Origin of the sequence: Globicatella sp. HMSC072A10, assembly GCF_001811625.1 — a bacterium.
Taxonomy (GTDB): Bacteria; Bacillota; Bacilli; order Lactobacillales; family Aerococcaceae; genus Globicatella; species Globicatella sanguinis.
The window spans coordinates 3,917-22,049 of the sequence record NZ_KV805779.1 but is presented as its reverse complement, the minus strand read 5'-3'; the positions used below and the strand labels follow the sequence as shown (position 1 = coordinate 22,049).

The 18,133-nt window shown below is 34.4% G+C and carries 12 protein-coding genes; 10 read left to right on the top strand and 2 right to left on the bottom strand.

Features of this window, described 5'->3' with window-relative positions; genetic code table 11:
• Nucleotides 1-78: 78 nt before the first annotated feature.
• Nucleotides 79-216 (bottom strand): DUF4044 domain-containing protein, encoded by a 138-nt coding sequence (locus tag HMPREF2811_RS11235; RefSeq protein ID WP_141749294.1) that lies wholly within the window; start codon nt 214-216, stop codon nt 79-81.
• 149 nt (nt 217-365) lie between these two features.
• Between HMPREF2811_RS11235 and gndA the strand changes: the two genes are divergently transcribed.
• The 6 genes from gndA (at nt 366) to HMPREF2811_RS08230 (ending at nt 10,075) form a co-directional block, all read left to right on the top strand.
• Entirely contained in the window at nt 366-1,811 is a 1,446-nt protein-coding gene (gndA, locus tag HMPREF2811_RS08255) for an NADP-dependent phosphogluconate dehydrogenase (RefSeq protein WP_071408917.1), read from the top strand.
• Between the two features lie 169 nt (nt 1,812-1,980).
• Nucleotides 1,981-2,682 (top strand): response regulator transcription factor, encoded by a 702-nt coding sequence (locus tag HMPREF2811_RS08250; protein ID WP_066126449.1) that lies wholly within the window; start codon nt 1,981-1,983, stop codon nt 2,680-2,682.
• Nucleotides 2,683-2,684: 2 nt separating this feature from the next.
• Entirely contained in the window at nt 2,685-4,202 is a 1,518-nt protein-coding gene (locus tag HMPREF2811_RS08245; RefSeq protein WP_071408916.1) for a sensor histidine kinase, read from the top strand.
• 137 nt (nt 4,203-4,339) lie between these two features.
• Nucleotides 4,340-6,490: an ATP-binding cassette domain-containing protein gene (locus HMPREF2811_RS08240; RefSeq protein WP_071408915.1), complete on the top strand. Its 2,151-nt coding sequence runs from the start codon at nt 4,340-4,342 to the stop codon at nt 6,488-6,490.
• Nucleotides 6,491-6,731: 241 nt separating this feature from the next.
• Nucleotides 6,732-6,995, top strand: coding sequence for a hypothetical protein (locus tag HMPREF2811_RS08235; RefSeq protein WP_071408914.1), 264 nt, complete (start codon nt 6,732-6,734; stop codon nt 6,993-6,995).
• A 479-nt stretch (nt 6,996-7,474) separates the two neighbouring features.
• Nucleotides 7,475-10,075, top strand: coding sequence for an SF1B family DNA helicase RecD2 (locus HMPREF2811_RS08230; RefSeq protein WP_141749293.1), 2,601 nt, complete (start codon nt 7,475-7,477; stop codon nt 10,073-10,075).
• 94 nt (nt 10,076-10,169) lie between these two features.
• On the opposite strand, the gene HMPREF2811_RS08225 is transcribed toward HMPREF2811_RS08230, so the two are convergent.
• Nucleotides 10,170-11,105: a diacylglycerol/lipid kinase family protein gene (locus HMPREF2811_RS08225; protein ID WP_071408912.1), complete on the bottom strand. Its 936-nt coding sequence runs from the start codon at nt 11,103-11,105 to the stop codon at nt 10,170-10,172.
• A gap of 316 nt (nt 11,106-11,421) precedes the next feature.
• Between HMPREF2811_RS08225 and smc the strand changes: the two genes are divergently transcribed.
• The 4 genes from smc to HMPREF2811_RS08205 all read left to right on the top strand — a co-directional run bounded on the left by smc (nt 11,422) and on the right by HMPREF2811_RS08205 (nt 18,078).
• On the top strand, nt 11,422-14,979 hold the full coding sequence (smc, locus tag HMPREF2811_RS08220) for a chromosome segregation protein SMC (RefSeq protein ID WP_071408911.1): 3,558 nt from the start codon (nt 11,422-11,424) through the stop codon (nt 14,977-14,979).
• Between the two features lie 24 nt (nt 14,980-15,003).
• A complete protein-coding gene (locus HMPREF2811_RS08215) occupies nt 15,004-15,813 on the top strand; it encodes a Cof-type HAD-IIB family hydrolase (protein ID WP_071408910.1) in 810 nt (269 codons plus the stop codon).
• Nucleotides 15,814-15,827: 14 nt separating this feature from the next.
• Nucleotides 15,828-16,847 (top strand): signal recognition particle-docking protein FtsY, encoded by a 1,020-nt coding sequence (gene ftsY, locus HMPREF2811_RS08210; RefSeq protein WP_071408909.1) that lies wholly within the window; start codon nt 15,828-15,830, stop codon nt 16,845-16,847.
• 307 nt (nt 16,848-17,154) lie between these two features.
• A complete protein-coding gene (locus tag HMPREF2811_RS08205) occupies nt 17,155-18,078 on the top strand; it encodes a metal ABC transporter solute-binding protein, Zn/Mn family (RefSeq protein WP_066126205.1) in 924 nt (307 codons plus the stop codon).
• The last annotated feature ends 55 nt before the right edge of the window (nt 18,079-18,133 follow it).

Sequence of the window (18,133 nt, the reverse complement as noted above, 5' to 3'; positions counted from 1 at the left end):
TTTTATTTATGCTACGTATTACGGGAACTTAGACTAAATATAAAGACCTTCTGACGATTAATCAGAAGGTCTTTATATTTAGAAGAAACTATTTAAACTGTAAATAAATGATATAATTAGTGAAACTAACATAGTTAATACCATTGCGATTGAAATAAAGCGGACAATTCGATCCATTTTCGATAATTTTTTCTTATTTTTATTTGATTGAAACATAACATGATCTCCTTTATTAATGACAGTACTATTATAATATAAACGATTAAAAATATAAACCAACTAAAGTTGGATTTTTTGCATTAAGCTTTAATATTTACTGAAACTTTGGTAAAATAAATGAGAAATAATAACTAGGAGGCAATTACATGTCAAAACAACAAATTGGTGTCGTAGGTATGGCCGTAATGGGACGTAACATCGCATTAAATATTGAAAGCAGAGGGTATTCAGTAGCCTTATTCAACCGTACGGGTTCGAAAACAACCGCAGTCATTGAAGAAAATCCTGAGAAAAATTTGAAAGCAACTTATTCGGTTGAAGAATTTGTTGATTCATTAGAAAAGCCTCGTAAAATTTTATTAATGGTTCAAGCTGGTAAAGGGACAGACGCAACCATTGAATCATTATTACCTCACTTAGACAAAGGGGATATTTTGATTGACGGAGGAAATACCTTCTATAAAGATACGATTCGTCGTAGTGAGTATTTAGCTAACTCTGGCATTAACTTTATTGGTACCGGAGTTTCTGGTGGTGAAGAAGGGGCATTAAAAGGACCTTCAATTATGCCAGGTGGTCAAAAAGAAGCTTATGAATTAGTAGCGCCAATCCTAGAACAAATTTCAGCTAAAGCTGAAGAAGATGGCAAACCATGTGTGACTTACATTGGTCCAAATGGTGCGGGACATTATGTTAAAATGGTGCATAATGGTATTGAATATGGTGACATGCAATTAATTGCGGAATCATTTGATATTTTACACCGTGGTTTAGGCTTATCAGTTGCTGAAATAGGAGATATCTTTACAGAGTGGAATGAGGGTGAGTTGGATAGTTTCTTAATGGAAATTTCATCTCAAATCTTAAAAACCAATGATCCTGAAACAGGTAAACCAATGGTTTCTGTCATTATGGACCGTGCGGGTAATAAAGGAACTGGTAAATGGACTTCACAAAGTGCTTTAGATTTAGGTGAGCCTTTATCATTAATTACTGAATCAGTGTTTGCACGCTTTATTTCAAGTCAAAAAGACCAACGTGTACATGCAAGTACGATTATTCCAAATGTCGATGCTAAATTGGAATTAGATGAAACAGCTCGTAAAGAATTAATTGAATCCATTCGTCAAGCATTGTACTTTAGTAAAATTATGAGTTATGCTCAAGGGTTTGCTCAAATGCGTGAAGCAAGTGAAACCTATGACTGGAATTTACCTTATGGCGAAATCGCAAGTATTTTCCGTGCAGGTTGTATTATTCGTGCAAAATTCTTACAAAAAATTACCGATGCTTACGAGAAAAATCCTGAATTACCAAATTTAATGCTAGACGACTATTTCTTAGAGATTGTCTCTAAAAATCATGAAGCGGTTCGACATGTGGTATCAGTGGCGATTGCAGCTGGAATTCCAGTTCCAACCTTCTCAGCAGCAATTGCTTATTATGATTCATATCGCTCAGCAGTGTTACCGGCTAACTTAATCCAAGCACAACGTGATTACTTTGGGGCTCATACTTATAACCGTGTTGATAAACCAGGTACTTTCCATTTCCACTGGAATGAAGTGCGCGAAGAAAAATTAGAAGATTAATTATTTTTAACTCTTGGGAGTCCAAATTAAATAATTTGGGCTCTCTTATTAGTATTATGCGCTTAATTATTAGAAAATCTCAGGTTTTCAGTAATAAATGGTGGAATTTTGCTACAAATTTGTGTAATATAAAGACGAAGAGATTAAAAATTGATAAGGAGGACATAGTATGTCTGAAGATAAAAAACAACGTGTTTTAATTATTGAAGATGAAAAGAATCTTGCACGCTTTGTTGATTTAGAATTACAACATGAAGGCTACGAGACCAAAATTTGTAATGATGGTCGTAGTGGATTAGAAGCAGCCTTAGAAGAAGATTGGGATGTTATATTATTAGACTTAATGTTACCAGAATTAAACGGTCTTGAAGTATGTCGTCGTATTCGACCAGTAAAAGATACGCCAATTATCATTATGACTGCCCGTGATTCTGTTATGGACCGTGTATCCGGTTTAGATCAAGGGGCGGATGATTATATCGTAAAACCATTTGCCATTGAAGAGTTATTAGCGCGCTTGCGTGCATTATTCCGTCGAATTGAATCAGAAGAGGAACAACGTTCACCTCAACAACCGACGGTTACCTATCGTGATTTAGTCATCGAAAAAGCTAATCGGATTGTGCGTCGTGGTGATGAAGTAATTGATCTGACTAAACGTGAATATGAATTATTATTATTCTTAATGGAAAACTTGAATATGGTAATGTCACGTGAAGTTTTATTAGATGAAGTTTGGGAATATAAATCAGAAGTGGAAACCAATGTGGTGGATGTTTATATCCGTTACTTACGTAATAAAATTGACTTACCAAATAAGGAAAGTTATATTCAAACTGTTCGTGGTACTGGTTATGTTATGAGAACGTAAAGATGAATATTAGAAAATGGTTTAAAAGAGAACAACCCATTTCCCTAAAATGGAAATGGGGCGTTTTATTATTTTTAGGTTTCTTTGTTATCGCGTTAACGACCTTAAATTTTAATTATTATTATTATCATCAAGAACAACGCTCGGCGATCAAAGCCGTTTATCAAGAAAATTTTGACCGCATGACTGAATATATTCAAGCCTTTGATCACCTATATCAAAGACCATCCAGTACTGATTTAGATAATAAACCACTTAATAACAATCAACAATCACAAAACATCTCGAAAGAATTGTACCAGTATATTAGCACCGGTTTAAATGATGATTTAACAATACGCTTATTTAATGAGCGCAATCAATTAATCTTCAGCAATAGACATTTGGATGTCCCAACAGTAGAGAGTAACAAACAATTAGTGGAAACTGAAATCAAAGATGTCCTCAGTTATGTTGGTCGTACTACAATCCGTTCGACCCAAACAGGAGAAAATTTAGGTGTCTTGGAATATATTGTGCAACCACGAGCCTTAATTGAGCTGGAAAAGAATCAAAGACATATCTTTTTTATTTCTATACTCGTGCTGTTATTGGTAGCAGCTTTAGTTGCCTTTGTATTATCGCGTCTATTTTTACGACCGTTAAATTATTTAAATAATGCTTTAGATTTGGTAGAAGAAGAAAATTTATCTGAAATGCGCATGCGACGCCCACGTTCGACGGATGAATGGAGTGATTTGACTTTACATGTTAATCGCTTGCTAGATAAAATCGATTTGTATGTCAGAAATCAAAAACAATTCGTAGAAGATGTTTCTCACGAATTAAGAACACCGGTCGCAATAGTGGAAGGCCATTTAAAATTATTAAATCGCTGGGGTAAGGATGATCCAGAAATATTAGAAGAGTCGATTTCTGCTTCTTTACAAGAAATATCAAGAATGAAGGGCCTTGTGCAAGAGATGCTTGATTTGATGAGGGCCGATCACGCTGAAATGGATTATAAAGACGAAATTACGGAGGTCTATTCGACCATCAGACAGATTCACAGCAATTTTGTGATGCTTTATCCAGAATTTAATTTTTACTTAGATAGTGAAAAGAATCCTGATGATTTGTATATTAAAATGTTTCGTAATCACTTTGAGCAACTGCTCATTATTTTGATTGATAATGCAGTCAAATATAGTCAAGACCGTAAAGAAATCCATCTTTCAGTCAGTACTAGTCTTTCCGAAATTGAAATTGCCGTTCAAGATTTTGGTGAAGGAATGTCTGAAGAAGACAAAGAGCGCGTTTTTAGTCGATTTTACCGTGTTGACAAAGCACGATCGCGTGATAAAGGTGGTAATGGACTCGGCTTAAGTATTGCTCAACAATTAGTGAAAAGCTACAAGGGCTCAATTAAAGTCGAAAGTGCACTAGGTCATGGCTCTATTTTTTATGTCACATTTCCAATCTTAACCGACCAACGGCAAATTTATAAGAGTAAACAAAAAGCAATTCGAAAAACATTATAGTATCTTGTGAATAATAGCTTTCTGTTAAAATATATAGTGGAAGTGATTTCATTTATTTTATTTATCAAAAGTTATTGTTCAATTATTTATTTAGGTTATAATTGATTTGAAATTGCTTTTTAAAAAGGGGTAAGAACATGATTGAATTTCGAAAAGTAACAAAAACTGAAAAAGAAACGCTACTTTTGGATAGCGCTAGTTTTTCCATTAAATCCCCTGGTAAAATATATACAATTTATTATGACGATGAAGCTCAAAAAGATAACTTATTGGGAATCTTATTTGGGTTAGACAGTGATTTTGAAGGGGATTATTTACTTTTCGATCAAAATGTTCATGATTTTTCTGAAGAAGATTGGCACCGTGTCAGGAATCAGGAGATGCAAATTGTTTACCAGAAACAGAAATTAAATGATTTAATGACAGTGTGGGATAACTTGGCAAAATTAGGTTTTTTTCCTGAAGAAGAGATTAATGAACAACTTGTTACCTTATCTTTAGAAGATGTAAAACATAAAAGGGTTTCGGAGCTAAGTACCTCTGAAAGAATGAAACTAGCCATTGCTCGATCACTGTTACTTAAACCCAAAATCTTATTATTAGATGAACCGACTAATGGCTTAGAGTTGAATAACATTCATTATTTAATGCAATATATTCATCATTTAAAAGCAAAAGGGTTAACGATTATTATCTTAAGTAATAATATGTCCATTATTGAAAATTCGGATGATATATTTCAGTTTAAAAACCAGAAAATCGTTAAAATTAAATCGAGTGATGAGGCGACACAACCTATTGCTGAAACGTGTAAAAAAGCAAACATCGTCAAGAAAACACCTTATTTACAAGCATGTTCACTGTTAGAAGCCAAGAAACTTGAAAATATTTTAATGTTAATTCCAGTAGCAGTAGTGTTTTCGCTATTATTTATGCTGTTTAGTTTTCAATTTAGTCGCATAACCAATCGTTTTGAACGCCTTTTTACAACGGTAACTGAAAATACGATTGTAATTGATACGGGGGAATTAGTCCCCAATGCTCAAAGGGTGTTGTTTGGTAAAGGAACAACGTCAAAACTTTCGGATGGATCTAAACTATACTTTTCTGACGAAGATATTGATATTGTAAAAAATATCAAAGGAGTCAAATCAGTCGATAATACTGATAAGAATTTATTTTTAGAAAAAGATCGAGATGGTTATGGATTAAATTTAATCTATAATCAAGATCAATTATCCGACCAAATAAAAGATCAATTTAAATATAAAAAGGGCGAATTTTATATTGGTTTTGGCTTTAAAATGCTCACGATACCCAAACAATCCAGTAGCAGATTTAATCCCGAAAAGTTAACCATTATTGAAGGGGAATACCCAGATGATGATTCTAACCAAATTTTAGTACCAGATATATTTATCCAATCTTATTTCCAACATCAAGATTATAATAAAGTGGTGGGAGAAACCGTTTCTTTTGAGACCGTTGCAGTAGATAATCAATTGGATGTGAAAAAGAGTGATTACATTATTTCTGGTGTTTATCATTTAGATACGGCTAATACAAGTGACCTGTACTTTCCTATCTATGTTCCTTGGAGTCATTTTCTTATTAATATTGAAAGAGATAATCTGATGGATTATTATAATTCGTTAAAGATGATGTATAATTCGAGTGGATTGGTGAAGGGAAATAGTACTGTTGAAATGTTCAATTCATTTGAGGAATTTGAAAAAGCTTATGGATCAGGTTATGCCACCATGATTATTGAGTTAGAATCTGATGCTGATCAGCAAGTAATTGCGGAAGAATTAGAAAGATTATTTCCTCAATACGTTCAATTAAGTCAATATAGTTTTAAAAACGGAACAATCGCTGAAGATTATCAAAGAGAGAAAATTATATTAATTGGTATATCTAGCTTAGTATCTTTAGTATTAGGTTTATTATTAAGTCTGTTTAATCGTAAATGTTTTAAGAAACATACTGACCAATTGGCGATACAATTTAGTTTAGGTTATTCACGTGGTGAAGTTCAACGGATACTCATCTACGAACACTTAATTTTGTTTTATATTTGTTTTGTAGCTGCGTATATCTTATCTAGCGTCATCTATTTAATTCACTTTAAAAATACATTATATTTAAATGGTATCAATCAATTATTTAATCCCGTTGTGATTGCGACATTATTTTATTTAGTCAATATATGTTTACTGGTTGCGCTAATATGGAATGTTACCAGAGTGGAAGAAAAACAATTGTACAACTCTTTATTAGGGAAATAAAATGCAAAAGTTTTTGCGAATAAATTGAGATTTCTTTCAAAGGGTGAATTGTATTTTGAAAGGATTAGCCCTTAATTATTTAATTTGCGACTCCAACAAGGAAGACAAGCAATGGTTTTGTATTTTAACTGAACCTTGTTGATATCATCATCGCAATCATCTTAACTGACAAATTTGAAGAAAAGTTTAATTAAAATAGAATTGTAAAGAGAGACGATAATTTGAATAATAGAGGATGGTTATGAAGAATTTAAGCAGGAAAATGTTTCTACTCGGAATAGCAATTTTTGTTGTTTTTTACCTACTGCCAATAGACATCTTTGAAACGTACACAAACCTAAGACCAACAGGACTAGCTTCTATCTTTATCTGCCCAATGATTGGCCTGGTAGGATTAATATTGGGGATTAAAGAAAAGGACGGGTTATTTATAGTATTAAATCTACTTTTAATTTTAATACTGCCGCTCATCATGTTTGTAGGGCAGATGTTAGGTGCAATGTAATCAGCATTAGAAGGTAATAATGGTTCTTTTTAAATGGTGTGAGTCATGGAATTGAATATTTGTCAAATAGTGCGAGTTTTAAAATTTTGGCTCTTTGTCAATTGGTGTAAGTACTGAAATTTAGGTCGTTCAACATGTTGAGGTTGAACGGCTATTTTTTATCTAATCAGCATTTGTAATACCAATATTTTGGTAAACATATAGGCTCTATAACTTTTTGTGTGGACTCATAAGAAATAGGTTATAAATATTTAGTGGAGAAAGAACGTCAAAAGTTAAAAAGGTTTAAATTATAAACGGTGATGAGTGGTCTCAATCTGTCTCCTCGTGACTAGGTGAAGAAGATACTCATGGGTTCGTGTCGGGCCTGACCAATCCAAAAATAATCAAATTTTAACTTCTTGGTCAATCCATAAATATTTCTTTCTTAATTTTACTAATAGATATGTTATAATATGGCTTATATGAGGAGGTGCATGATGGACGAAGTATTAATTGTGGGGACAATTGACGCGATTTATTTTGAAAACCCAAGTAATTTATATAAAGTGGTTCGTATTAACGTAGATGATGAATTGTCAAATGCTTTGACAGCAGAAGAATTAGTTATTACCGGTCAATTTGCTACACTACATTATGATACGAATTATGAGTTCTATGGACATTTTACAAACCATCCAAAGTACGGTGAACAATTCGCTGTGACGCGTTATCAACAACTAGCCCCTACCTCAGAGCAAGGTTTAATTGATTATTTATCTAGTGAACGGTTCCCTGGTATTGGTATTAAGCTGGCTAAAAATATCGTGGATGCATTAGGAATGGAGGCCATTGATATTATTATTGCGGATCCTAATGCTTTGAAAAAGGTCAAAGGTTTAAACCAAAAAGTTCAAGTTTCTTTAAGAGAAAACTTACTCAAACACCAAGGCACTGAGCGGGTGTTTATGCAATTATTTGAATGGGGCTTTAGTCCAAAATTTGCCGATAAAATCTATCAAAAATATAAAAGTTCAGCGATTGAAAAGATTAAGGAAAATCCTTATGAGCTGGTTGAATCCATTGAGGGGATTGGCTTTAATAAAGCCGATAATTTGGCTGAAAAATTAGGGTTTGAAGCAGATTCGGTTGATCGCATCATTGCTGGCATTTATACGGTCGTTAATGAACACTGTAATAATAATGGCGATACCTATGTTGAGCGCGAGGCTTGTTTAATGAAGAGTCGTGAAATGTTAGAAAATGCTCGTCCATTTTTATTAGATGACAGTTTAATGAATTTAGCCTTAGATAAAGCGATTTTAGAAAAACGCTTAATGAATTTAGCTGAAGGCATTATGATACCAAGTTTATATTATGCTGAGGTTGGCATTGTGTCTAAATTATCAAATCATTTACAATATTCAACGACTGATTATTTTGATGAAGCGGATATTGATTCAGCATTAGCAGAAGTGATGGAGTTAAATGCCATTCAATACGACGAACAACAACAAGCGGCGTTAAAATTGGCGATTAATTCACCAATGTCTATTATTACCGGTGGTCCTGGAACGGGGAAAACAACGCTTGTTAAAGGATTGATTCATCTTCATGCTACCTTACATGAGTATTCATTAGAAGATTTGAAACATAAACCAGATTTTGCCCCGATATTATTAGCGGCACCTACGGGAAGAGCTTCAAAAAGAATGAATGAGATGACCGATTTACCTGCGATGACCATTCATCGTATGTTGGGATTCAATCGCGATTCTGACTATGAAGACTTTTCAGCTCAAGAAGAGTTAGAAGGCAACCTTTTGATAGTAGACGAGATGTCGATGGTAGATACTTGGTTAATGAATTGGCTACTACAAGCAGTTCCATATAATATGCAAGTAGTCTTCGTAGGAGATAAAGACCAACTGCCATCAGTAGGTCCAGGGAAAGTTTTTAATGACTTAATAGCCTCTAAATGTTTACCTACGATTCAACTCAATACCATATATCGGCAAAACGAAGGCAGTACCATTGTTGAATTAGCTCATAGCATTAAGAATGGTGCTTTACCGGATAACTTTTTAGAAAAGCAAAATGATCGTTCTTTTATTCGTTGTCAACCCGACCAGGTAGCACAAGTCGTACAAACAATTGTTGCGAGAGCCCAAAATAAACATTTTGATGGCACTAATATGCAAGTGCTGGCCCCGATGTATAAAGGAGCAGCCGGTATTAATGAATTAAATACTCAGTTACAAGCCATTATGAATCCGGCTAAAAAAGGTAAAAGAGAAATTCAATATTTCGAAACGGTGTTTAGAGTAGGCGATAAGGTTTTACAATTAGTTAATAATGCGGAAGCCGATGTGTATAATGGTGATATTGGTAAAATAACAGCCATTCTGACGGGGGCAGAAACAGATTCAAATGTAGAAGAAATCATTGTTTCCTTTGATGAACGTGAATTAACTTATAAGCGTAGTGATTTAGATCAATTGACCTTAGCTTACTGTTGTTCAATTCACAAATCACAAGGGAGCGAATATCCTTTAGTTATTCTCCCGTTAGTTGATATGTATTCACGGATGTTGAGAAGAGACCTGCTTTATACAGCTATCACTCGGGCGAAGACCAGTTTAGTAATGGTCGGCAATCCTAATAGCTTTTATAAAGCGACTACTGCTAATATTATTCCGAGACAAACATTTTTAAATGACCTATTAAAAATAAAATTTGCCAATGAAACGGTAGCGTATGAAGATGAAGAAGGGAATTTATTAACCATTCCATCTGAAACAGCTACACCTAATGGTCAACATAATGAAAATACAGTAGATACGCTTGAACAATTAACTTTAACACCTACAACAATTGATGATACAAAGCTTAAATCAGAAGAGCATGCGCATTCAGATTCGCTAGAAGCCAAACATCATCAAGGTTTAACAACTGATGAGGAAAATTCCCAAAAAGCGTTAGTTTCTGATGAAGAGCCAAGGCTTAATTTAAATGAATTAACGGAAGAAACGATTTGGTTAATTGACCCAATGATTGGTATGGAGAACCTCTCGCCTTATGATTTTATGAAAACAAATTAAAAAAAGAAACTTGTTTCAAACTAGCGTGACTCAATTAGCAACAGAAGGTGCTGAAAAGGTCATAAAGCCAGGAGAAGCAAGTTTCATTTTTCTATTAAAGGTAAAATGGATATTCAGTTAAAGTCAAGGTCAAATGTGCTTGATCTTTATTAAGCAGTTCACCATCGACTTGACTAAGAATCGGTTCTTCAATTTGAATCGTTACTTTTTCACCTTTTGTGTAAAAATAGTGTTCAGCGGCCGGTGTGGTTTTGCTGACTAATATTTGCCACATTAATTTGATTAAGTTAATGGGCTTAACATTTTTAATAGCAACAACATTGATAATCTTTTCATCGGCTTTGATATCATTGGATAGCTGAATACCACCACCTAAATAGGGTGAATTCATTAACGAAATTAACTGACAGTCCTCAAACTCTATTGTTTGATTATCAACTGTTAAGTGCACATCAAAATGGTCTAATTTTCTAACAGCTTTAAAGACATTAACCAAGTAGGAAAATTTTCCGTTAAGAAATTGATGGAAAAATGCATCTTGAGGCGTTGTATTGACTTCATAAATAACTTTACCATCAAGACCAAAACCTAAACTATTTAATACAATATCCGTATTTTTTGTGAGATGATTATACGATTCAAATATTGTGACTGTCGTGATTTGTCTATGAAACAAGTACTTTTGTAATGTAGATTCTACCGAAGCATTTGGCGACCACGTTCGTTTAAAATCATTGCCAGTACCGGCGGCTAAATAGATGATGGGGATGGTTTGCTTAGCTTTTTTTAAAGTGGCTACAACTTCATGTAGGGTCCCATCACCACCTACTACAATAATCGTATCAATTGTTCGTTGTTCAGCTTTAGCTAAAATTTGTTGGGTTAATTCAATTGAATGTCCTTTATATTCTGTCGTTAGTGTAATGAAAGGAGCACGAAATTTTCTTAAGTAGTCTTGAGCTTGATTTAATACGTCGGCACCTTTGCCGGATCCAGCTTGAATATTGGCGATAATATATAGATGATTCATCTGATTCCCTCTCAACTTTCTTCAGTTTCCTAATTTAAAGTATACAAGATTATGGTTAATATGCAAGAAAACCATCATAAATCTAGCGATGAACTAAAGAACTTAAACCATCATTATTAAAGCCGCGAAAATTTTATCAGTAGTCGTTTTTTAAGAGTATTCGAGATTTATTATAGGCAGCAAGTGATGAGGGAGACGATAAGGCATAGTGGTTAAAGATTTATCTCATCATTTCTCCTGTCCCTAATAGTGTGAAGTGATTGCATTTATGTTATAATAACCTAGATTGAAATTTGAAAAAATTGGAGGTGATATCATGTATTTAGCACGTGTTGAAATGACTGGGTTTAAATCGTTTGCTGATAAAACGGTCATTGAATTTGACAAAGGATTAACTGCTGTTGTAGGGCCTAATGGGAGTGGTAAAAGTAATCTTTCTGAAGCCATTCGTTGGGTTTTAGGAGAGCAATCCGCTAAGAGTTTGCGTGGTTCTAAAATGGAAGACGTTATTTTTAACGGAACCCAAGATCGTAAGGCCGTTAACCTAGCTAAAGTTACCTTAGTGCTGAATAATGAGGATCGCTATCTAGATTATGATTTTAGTGAGATTAGTATTACCAGAAGTTATAATCGTAATGGTGAAAGTAATTATTATATTAATAATGAGTCCGTACGACTAAAAGATATTGTCGACTTACTTTTAGACTCTGGATTAGGAAAAAATAGTTTTGCGATGATTTCTCAAGGAAAAGTCGAAAGTATTTTTCTAAATAAACCAGAAGAGCGACGAGCTATCTTTGAGGAAGCCGCTGGCGTGCAAAAGTATCAGTTTCGTAAAGCCGAAGCGGAACGTAAATTGATTAAATCTGAGGATCATTTAAGCCGTGTTAAAGATATTATTCATGAATTAGAAGGCCAAATTAAGCCCCTAAAAAAACAGCGCGAAACTGCTTTGAAATATCAAACGTACCAAGAAGAACTGTCTAGTTTAGAAATATCATTGTATACCCATCAAATTGAACAAAATCGAATAAAATGGGATGAAGCTCAAGAGAAGTTATCCAATGTCGACCAAGCTATTCAATTGGATGAGGAAGAATTGACCAATTTATCGGAAACGATCATTGAACAACAACAAATGTTGGACGATTTATTAATCTCAATTGACCGTGAAAATGAAACTCATCAAGAACTCGTTCGAAAGGTTGAACAAGCCAAAGCAAAATATCAGATGCTCCAACAGGAACTGCAATTCAATCAGGCCAATACAGATGAAAAAACTTTACAATTTGAAAATCAATTGGTTCAAAAAGAACGTATTCAAGAGGACTTAGCAAAACAAAGTACGTCTAAAGTGACGCTTGAAACCGAAATTGAACAATTAACAGATAAAATTAGTCAGCTTGAATCAGATAGAAAAATGGCAGCTGGTTTATCGGATGATCAGGTTGAAACACTAAGAGGTGAAATGATTCAATTTTATCAATCTGAAGCAAGTGCCAAAAATGAAGTGAACCTATTAGAACAACAAATTGAACAACAAACGATGCGTTTGAAACGTGCCAAAAATAAACACCAAATGTTAAAAGAAACATTAGCCTCCAGTGAAACGGAATTAAAAGAATTAGAAACATCACTCGAATTAAAAGAGGCAACCCAAAAAACGCAAAATGAACATCATCAATCACTGCAACAAGAATGGCAAGCCCTACAACAGAAACGCAATCAAATTCAAAAAGAATTATTTGCAATCGAACGGCAAGTCAATACGTTGAATGTACGTGTGAACTCATTAAAACAAATGCAAGAACAATATGATGGCTATTATGGTGGCGTTAAATTTGTGATGCAACATGCTAACGATATTGGGGGTATCGATGGCACAGTGGCCGAGTTAATCCATGTTAAGCCAGAATATCAATTAGCCATTGATACAGCCTTAGGAGGTTCATTACAACACATTGTGGTTGAAGATGATCAATCTGCACGTAAGGCAATTGCTTACTTGAAAGAGCATCGAGCTGGGCGAGCTACCTTCTTACCGAGACCGAATATTAAAGGCCGTTCTGTTCAGAATTATCATTTACAACCGGCACAAAACCATGCGGGTTATATAGGGATTGGTCATCAATTGGTAGCATTTGATGAGATTAATCAAGCCATTATTGAGAATTTATTGGGCAATACAATCGTGATGGATACAATTGTCAATGCTCAAAGTTTATCTAAACAATTAAGACATCAAGTAAAAATAGTTACCCTAGAAGGCGATATTTTAATGCCAGGTGGCTCCATCACCGGTGGTCGTCAACGAAACCAACAAACTTCGATGCTAAGTCGCCAAACTGATTTAGAAAAGGCGCTAATAGAATTAGAGGCTGCTACTAACAGTCAAAAGTCAATGATTACGAAAATTGATCAAATAGAAGAATTGGAACAAAGCGTGCGTGAAAATGGTGAGGCGAGTCTTAATCAAGTTAATCAAATTAACCATGAAGTAAACCAACAAAAACAAGCTTTACAACAATTTGTTCAACAAGTAAAAATTAATCAAAATGAACTGAAAGTAGCACAAATGGATATTGATGAAGCGGAACAGTTTATCAATCAATCACAAGCTAAATTAACCGAAGCGCAAGAAACCATTCGGTTAATGACGCAAAAGATTGCGGAAGGTACTCAGCAATTGGAACAAATGAATGTATCGCAAGCAGACCGTCAAAAGAAAATTGAACAATTAAATCATGAATTGTCACAACTCAATACCGAAAAAGCAGTTAAACAATCTGAGTTAAGACAAATTAAAACTCAAGTAGAGCAACTTACTGCACAACTCGTTCAGTTAAACGAATTTATTGAAAATTATCAAAATAATCAATTAAGTAGTGAGCAAGATTTAAATCAATTGAAAGAAACCATTATGGAAGTAGAATCTCAAATCGAAACTTTAAATAATGAGTTGGTTGAACATACGACGAAGCTTGATCAAAGCAAACAAAATCGTAGTGAATGGAACCAAAATTTACGCGATTTAGAAAATAAGAAGGTAAAGATTCAACAACAACAACAAGCGCAATTTAAATTACAAGCAAAATTACAAGCACAAATTGAAAAATTTAAAGAATTGATTGATAACCATCTAAATTATTTAAATGAAAAATATCAATTAAGTTATGAAGCGGCTAGTCAACAAGTCCAAACAGAGTTAGCTATTTCAGAAGTGTCCAGTCGCGTTAAAGAATTAAGAAAAGCAATCGATAATTTAGGACCGATTAACTTAGCAGCGATTGAAGATTTTGAAAATTTAAATGAGCGTTACACTTATTTATTAGAACAACAAGAAGATTTATTAACAGCGATGGGACAATTACAAGATACGATGGATGCGATGGATGCGGAAGTTATTAAACGATTTAGTGAATCCTTCCATCAAATTAATCAACAATTTAAACGTACCTTTAAATCTTTATTTGGTGGAGGGGAAGCATCATTAGAATTGACGGATCCTGACAATTTATTATCCACTGGAGTTGATATTATTGCGCAACCACCTGGTAAACGTAAGCAAAATCTTGCTTTATTATCGGGGGGCGAACGTGCTTTTACAGCCATTGCTTTGTTATTTGCAATTTTAGAGACCAAACCCGTACCATTTTGTGTATTGGATGAGGTAGAAGCGGCCTTGGATGATGCGAATGTGTATCGATATGGAGAATATTTACAACAATTTACTGAAAATACACAGTTTATTGTGATTACGCACCGTAAAGGTACGATGGAACATGCGGATGTACTATATGGTGTTACCATGGAACGTTCAGGTATATCGAAATTGGCTTCTGTACGTTTGAGTGAAGCTAACAATGAGAAATAGAAGCGAAAAGGAGTGCTTAACAAGATGATTAAATTAATCGCCATTGATTTAGATGGAACATTATTAAATAGTGACGGCAATATTTCAAAAAGAAATATTCAAGCATTACATGATGCGCATCAACAAGGTGTGAAGATTGTTTTGTGTACTGGACGTCCTTATTTATTGATGAAGGACTTTGTTGAGGAAATTGGCTTAAATTCAGCCGAGGATTTTATTATTACCTTTAACGGCGGTCTCGTTCAAAAAGCGGCTAATGGAGAAGTGATTAAACAGCACACTTTGTCGCAAACCGATATGCAAAAATGGTATAATGTAACTAAAGATTTGACATTACCATTTAATATTATTGATGCTGAACATGTCTATGAGCCACCGTTTTATCCAGAAAACCATCCGTCGATTTATTTTAATAATCGTAAAAAGACCATTGCCAAGACTCAAGACTTCGCAACTTTTTCAAAAGATCATCAATTTAATAAGTTTGTAATATGTTGTGAACCTAACTATTTAGATGAGCAAATTTTAAAATTGCCTTCAGACTTAGTCAGTCAATATTCTGTTTTTAAGTCACAAACTAATTTACTTGAAATTGTAGCCCCTGGTGTAACTAAAGGAAATACATTAAAAGAATTAGCCGACTACTTAAAAATTGAACCAAGTGAAGTGATGGCAATCGGTGACCAAGAAAATGATTTATCGATGATTGAATTTGCAGGAGTTGGAGTGGCGATGGGTAATGCTGTACCACAAGTTACTGCTAAAGCTGATCATATTACCGCAGATAATAATCATGATGGTGTCGCGGAAGCCATTTATCAATTCATCAAATAAAAGGAGGAATTCCAATGGGATTATTTGACCGTATTCGTCGTGCCTTTACCGGTGAAGATACTGTTATAAAGGAAATAGAACAACCCGTCGAAGATCAGATCGTTTTTGATACATATGACAAGGGGATGGAGAAAACACGAAAAAACTTCTCAGATCGTATCAATGATTTATTTAGTAGCTTTAGAGAAATAGATGAAGAATTTTATGAAGACCTTGAAGAAGCTTTTATCAGTGCGGATGTTGGTTTTCAAATGACCATGGCGTTAACGGACGCGATTCGTGACGAATTAGAAGCCCGTAATGTCTATAAGGCCAATGATGTCAAACAAGTCATGTTAGAAAAAATGGTGCAAATCTATGAGAAAGATGGCCAAGAGCGTAATGATATTCGTCTCAATCCAGATGGGCCAACGGTTATATTATTCGTTGGTGTCAATGGTGTGGGTAAAACGACCTCTGTCGGAAAAATTGGTTATCAGTTAAAACAAGAGGGGCATAAAGTACTATTAGCTGCCGCTGATACTTTCCGTGCGGGTGCGATTGAACAATTGAATGTCTGGGGCGAGCGTTTAGGAATTCCTGTTGTTACAGGAAAAGCTCAAAGTGATCCAGCTTCTGTAGTTTTTGATGCGGTGAAAAAAGCCAATGAAGAACATTATGATTATTTATTAGTGGATACTGCTGGACGTTTACAGACTAAAGCGAATTTGATGCAAGAATTAGCCAAAATTAAGCGCATCATTGAACGTGAAAACCCTAATGGTGTACAAGAAGTTTTACTGGCTCTCGATGCAACGACTGGACAAAATGCGTTAATTCAAGCAAAACAATTTAATGAAGCGACTGAAATTACCGGATTAGTATTAACGAAATTAGACGGTACCGCTAAAGGTGGCGTTGTCCTTTCAATTCGCTATGAGTTAGATATACCTGTTAAATACATCGGTTTAGGTGAAAAAGCAACGGATTTACAAAAATTTGATGCGGAACAATATATGTACTCATTAATTAAAGATGTTTTAGAGCAACAGTAGACGATTCGCTTAAAATTTAATTTATGTTGTGTTAAACCATGAGGTTGAGTAGGAAAAATAGTACTGCTCAACCTTATTTATTTTGAAACTTTAAACATTTATTATAGAATAGGATTGACAGTTAAAATGGTATTTTTTACGATTCTTTTCGTTAAACAAAGAGGTATCGTGTTATCCAGTCGTACCTTTTAAGACAGATTATTCTGTAATATGATACCACAACCAAGCTACAAGATTAATATACGGGCTTTTAAGGATTTCCCATAAGTCAAAAAATCTTTAAATATATTTTACAAGGAGTATTACAATGAAAAGAATGATTACATTTTTAGGTAGTATTTTATTGTTATTAAGTACAATGCTACCATCATCAATCGTTAACGCAGCAGAAAATAACTTGACGATAGTCACCAGTTTTTATCCCATTTATGCCATTACCTCTGAGGTAGTTGGCGATCTTCATGAAGTACAAATGATTAATTCAGGAACAGGCATTCATGGTTTTGAACCATCAGCATCTGATGTGGCGGCAATTTATGATGCCGATATTTTTATTTATCATTCTAAGTCATTAGAATCTTGGACTAAAAATTTAGAAGCGAACAAAGGCAGTCACCCTGTGCAAATGATACAAGCATCAGAAGGCTTAGAATTTAAGACAGTAGAAGGTTCAGTGGATGATGGTCATGACCATGGCGAAGAATCCGATTTACACGGCAATGCTTATGATTTACATTCCTGGCTCGATCCAATTGAAGTAGGGAATGAAGCCAAATTAATCGCCCAATCATTAGCCCAAATTGATCCTGATAATGCTGACATTTATACACAAAATGCTGAAAAGATGGTCAAAGAGGGGGAGGCATTAGTCGAACAATATCAAGCAATGTTTAATGAGTTTGATAATAAAACCTTTTTAACCCAACATACAGCTTTTTATTATTTAGCTGAACGCTTTGGTTTAAAACAACTTGGAGTAACGGGTATTTCTGCAGAAAAAGAACCAAGCGTCAAACAATTAAATGAAGTGATGGCATTTGTTAAGGAGCATAATATTAAGTCAATCTTCGTTGAACCTAATATGAGCGATAAAATAGCCCAAATCATCGCCACTAGTACCGGTGTGGAAATCGCAGTATTAAATCCCTTAGAAAGTGATCCTCAAAATGATTTGTCCTTCTTTGAAAACTATGAAGAGCAATTAAAAACTTTAGTTGAACATTTAAAATAGTTTACTCTGCTGAAAAAAGTGAAATGGGAGTGGGCAAGAAGTAGAAAATTAAATA